The sequence below is a fragment of the Microbacterium sp. genome (assembly GCF_035277845.1).
GTDB lineage: Bacteria > Actinomycetota > Actinomycetes > Actinomycetales > Microbacteriaceae > Microbacterium.
The window spans coordinates 1-4,364 of sequence record NZ_DATEJS010000287.1 but is presented as its reverse complement, the minus strand read 5'-3'; the positions used below and the strand labels follow the sequence as shown (position 1 = coordinate 4,364).

Here is a 4,364-nt window from a genome sequence, read left to right as displayed (position 1 = left end):
GCAGCCGCGGCGGCCGCGCACCAGGCTCCGGTCGAGGCCGAAGAGCCCGTGCAGCGCGGCGCGTTCGGTCAGCCGACCTCCACCGCCCCCGCGTCGAACCGCGCCGAGCGCCGCGCGCAGACCAAGAAGAAGTAGCCGACCGACGCAGAGGGGCCGGTTCCTGCGGGAACCGGCCCCTCTGCGTGCGCGCCGGGATCAGGCGTTCCGAGCACACTCGGTCCAGATCGCCGCGCAGTCGTCGCGGCCGCGTCGAGGTGGATCATGTCGAGCGCCGACGTATCGCTGCCGTCCGGGCCGGCGGCGAGAGCGCCGCCGGCCCGGTGCGTGGACTCAGGCGATCGTGTCCGCCAGCGCGCGCAGCGCCTTCTGGAAGGCCTCGACCGGCGGGTGGGTGATGCCCGCGCCGATCATGCCGATGCCCGGATCCTTGTGGGCGATGGCGGTGTTGATGATCGGCAGGATGCCGGTCTCCATCACCTTGCGCACGTCGATGCCGGTGGGCACGCCCATGAAGTCGAGCGCCGGGATGGTCACGTTCGGGTTGTTGCCCGTCGTGATGGCGTTCATGGTGCGCGAGTAGCCCATGGCCTCGTCGACCGTGCCGCCCACGAGCGCGACGATCGCGGGGGCTGCGGCCATCGCGAAGCCGCCGATCCCGAAGGTCTCGGTGATGGCCGAGTCGCCCATGTCGAGGCCCGAATCGGCCGGGGTGTAGCCGGCGAACATCGGGCCGATGACCTCCTGCGCGGGACCGGTGAACCACCGGCCGCCGGTGCCCGACACGCGGATGCCGAAGTCGACGCCGTTGCGGGCCATCGTCGTCACCACGGTGGAGTTCTCGATGCCGTTCGCGGCATCCAGCGATGCCTTGGCGGTGACCATCCACGTCGGACCGGAGAAGTAGTCCGAGGATGCCACGAAGTCGAAGACCTCGCGCTTCTCCTTCGTGGTGAAGTCGGTCTCCAGGATGTACGGCGCCAGCGCCTGGATCAGCAGGGTGGTGCCGGCGACGTTGCGGTTGTGCGCCTCGTCGCCCATGTGCAGGGCCTGCGACAGCATGAGGCGCAGGTCGATGCCGTCGGTGTTCAGCGCCATGGCGCCCGCGAGCACCGGGCCGAACACGTCGCGCATCCAGTTGAGGCGGTCGATCACGGACTGGTCGTTGGCGCCGAAGCGCAGGATCTTCGACAGCTGCTCGGACAGGTTCGTGAACGCGAGGTTGCCGTGCGTGCGGTTGCGCACCTTGTGCACCCACATGCTCGCGCTCGTGACGCCGGCCATCGAGCCGACCGACTGGTGCTCGTGGCACGGGGAGAAGGTGATCTCACCGGATGCGGCGAGCTCGAACGCCTCGTCGAGGTCCTTGGCCAGGCCCTCGAAGACGAGCGCGCCGGTGACGGCGCCCTTCATCGGGCCCGACATGCGGGGGAACTCGATGGGCGGGCCGGAGTGCAGGATCGTGGTCTTCGTCATGCCCGGGACCGTGTCGATCGCCTGGCCGAAGCCTTCGAGGAAGGGCTGCGACGACAGGATGCGCTCGAGGGCGACCTCGTTGGCGGCGTTGATCTTCTCCGCGACGGCCGGGTCCTCGAGACGGCTGAGCGCCGCGATGACCTCGGGGTCCCCGCCGCCCGGCGGCGTCCAGTCCATCAGCACGGGCTCGACGCCCTGCGTCTTCAGGTCATCGGCGAACATGTCGAGGCCGAGGTTGACCGGCTTCAGATCGGTGTCGAACAGTTCGTTCACGCTCATCAGTTGTCACCCTTCGCGACGAATTCACGGGCGAGGAGCCCGAGGTTGGTGGAGGAGGAGGCGATGGTCACACCGGCCGCCTCCAGCTGGGCGACCTGACCTGCGATGGTCGGGGTGTCCAGGTCCGTGCCGAGCACGTAGCCGAGGATCTCGAGGTGCTGACCGCGGGCGGCCGCCTTCTGCTTGGCCTCGGTGATGGCCGGGATCGTCACGCCCACCGGGTCCTCGTGGGCGCCGAAGCCGAGCACGAAGTCCATGGCGATGACGCCGACCTCGGGGTCGTCGGCCTCCTGCACGAGACGCTGCACGCGCAGCGACGGGTCGATCATGGGGTGCGGACGGCCGTTGGTGAAGTCGTCGTCGCCCATGTCGAGGAAGGTGTGCTCGCGGGAGGCATCCATCGCGCCCAGCTTGTAGGCGGGGTTCTTCTGGATGTTGGAGTACACGTTCTCGTACTTGCCCAGGGCCGCGAACATCGACTCGTCGCACAGCGTGCCGCCGCAGAACAGACCGCGGACGTACTTCTGCTCGGGGGCGAGCTTGGCGCGCACCTCCTCGATGAGCGGAAGGTTGAGCGGGTGCGTGTCGAGCGTCGACTCGTCGATGCCGGATGCCACGACGGCGGCGATGGCGGTGGGCTTGGTGCCCTGGACCATGGTCACGTTGTCGTAGCCGGACTCGGTGCGCTCGGAGCCCAGGAACGTGACCACGACCGGCTTGGAGGCGGCCCCGGCGACGGCGAGCACCTTCTCGGCGACGTCCTCTGCCGGGGGCTTGGAGACGACCACGATGACCGAGGTCGCCGGGTCGGCGTCGAGGGCCTTGATGCCGTCGATCATCGAGATGCCGCCGATCTCGGTGCTGAGGTCGCGGCCGCCGGTGCCGATCAGCTGCGACACGCCGCCGCCGAAGTCGTGGATGCGCACCGAGAGCTCCTGGCTTCCGGTGCCGGAGGCGCCGACGATGCCGATGGTGCCGCGGCGCACCGCGTTCGAGAACGCGAGGCCGACGCCGTTGATGATGGCGGTGCCGCAGTCGGGGCCCATCACGAGCAGGCCCTTCTCGTGGGCGAGGTCCTTCAGCGCGAGCTCGTCCTCGACCGACACGTTGTCGGAGAAGATCATGACGTGCTTGCCGGCGTTCAGCGCCTTGCGCGCCTCGCGGGCGGCGAAGGCGCCGTTGACCGAGATGAGCACGAGGTTGCTGTCCGGCACCTCCTCGAACGCGCCGTCGAGGGTGCGGTAGCGCACCTCGGTCGTGCCGCCGGCGGCCTTGTCCTTGCGGGCGAGGATGTCGTTCACGGACTGGATGGCCGCCTCGATCGCGTCGTCTTCGGCGTCGATCACGATCATCAGGTCGCTGGGCTTCGCTTCGTCGATCGCGGCATCCTGCACGCCGACGTTGAGCAGCACCTCCTTGTTCATGGGGGTGGCCATGCCGAGGAGCGCCTGCGTGACGCCGTCGACGGCGTTCGCCTTGGTGCTCATGGACATGAGCGACACCGAGTCGAGGTAGGTGTTCTTCCTGATTTCGATGTGTCTGGTCATCGTGGTCCTTTCGGGGAGTGTCAGGCCTGGGGGCGTTCGAGGATGGCGACGATCTCGGCGAATCCGCGCTCGCGGGCGAGCTCGACGGGCGGGATTCCCCACGGGTCGGGCATGCCGGGCTTCGCGCCGTGGGCGAGCAGCAGCTCCACGATCTGCTGACGCGCCGGGCCGCCGTCCCCGAGGATGATCGTCTCGATGAGAGCGGTCCAGCCGAGGTTGTTGGTGAGGTTCACATTGATGCGGGTGTTCTCCAGCAGGTAGCGCACGACCTCCAGGTGGCCCTTCTCGGCCGACGGGGTGAGGCCGTTGCCGCCCATGCGGGTGAGGCGCTTCAGGTCGGCGCCGGCCTCGGCCATGAGCTTCACGAGCTCGAGGTCGTCGTCGATGCAGCCGTAGAGGAACGCGTTGGAGCACGTCTGGTCCTGCGCGTCGATGTCGACGCCCTCCGCGATGAGGGCGCGGACCACGTCGAGGTGACCGCCTCGCGCGGCGTGGAGGATGGCGGTGGCCTCTTCGCCGTCGACCGCGTCCTTGTCGGCCCCGTCGGCGAGAGCGGCGCGCACACCGTCGAGGTCGCCGGCCGCGGCGGCGGCGAGGTAGCGCGCGTCGGCGGTGGCCATGGCCAGATCCCGCCCGGCGACGGTCTCAACGCTGGTCATCGGTGTTTCTCCTTCTCATTGCGGGTGCTTCTCGGTGCAGGGATGCGCCGGTCGCGGTGCCGTCGCGGAGGTCGCTCTCGAGCTCGAGAGCCAGGCGGATGCCGGTCAGGATGTCGTCACCGGACGTGTGCCCGATCTCGCGGATGCGCATCACGGCGAGTTCGACGAGCGCGTCGTCGCCGTCGGCGATCCCGCAGACCAGGTCGTGCAGGCGCTGGCGGGCACGGCCGCAGGCGGCGTGGCGCAGCGTGACCGCGCCGAGCAGTGTCGTGGCATCGCGATCGTCGGCCGCGGCGGCGATCGCGGGCAGCCGTGCGGCCAGGTGCATGCCGGGCTGCGCGGCGAGGAAGGCGAGTCCGGTGAGGATGTCGTCGCCGGTGGGCGTGAGGCCCTCGCCGAGGCCGAG

At 69.5% G+C, this 4,364-nt stretch carries 4 protein-coding genes; all 4 read right to left on the bottom strand.

All coding sequences use genetic code 11. The annotated features are described in order from the left end of the window. Positions 1 to 330 precede the first annotated feature (330 nt). Positions 331 to 1,752: a DUF1116 domain-containing protein gene (locus VJR25_RS12565; protein ID WP_324115528.1), complete on the bottom strand. Its 1,422-nt coding sequence runs from the start codon at positions 1,750 to 1,752 to the stop codon at positions 331 to 333. Continuing rightward, positions 1,752 to 3,299 carry an acyl-CoA synthetase FdrA gene (gene fdrA / locus VJR25_RS12560; protein ID WP_324115526.1) on the bottom strand — a complete coding sequence of 516 codons (1,548 nt, stop codon included), beginning with the start codon at positions 3,297 to 3,299 and terminating at the stop codon, positions 1,752 to 1,754. Before fdrA ends, VJR25_RS12565 begins: the two co-directional genes overlap by 1 nt. Before the next feature lie 20 nt (positions 3,300 to 3,319). Then, complete coding sequence (locus tag VJR25_RS12555) at positions 3,320 to 3,958, bottom strand: ankyrin repeat domain-containing protein (RefSeq protein WP_324115524.1); 639 nt, start codon at positions 3,956 to 3,958, stop codon at positions 3,320 to 3,322. Next, positions 3,945 to 4,364 (bottom strand): DUF2877 domain-containing protein (locus VJR25_RS12550; RefSeq protein WP_324115523.1); only part of this gene is annotated, 420 nt, incomplete at its 5' end. The genes VJR25_RS12555 and VJR25_RS12550, both read right to left, overlap by 14 nt.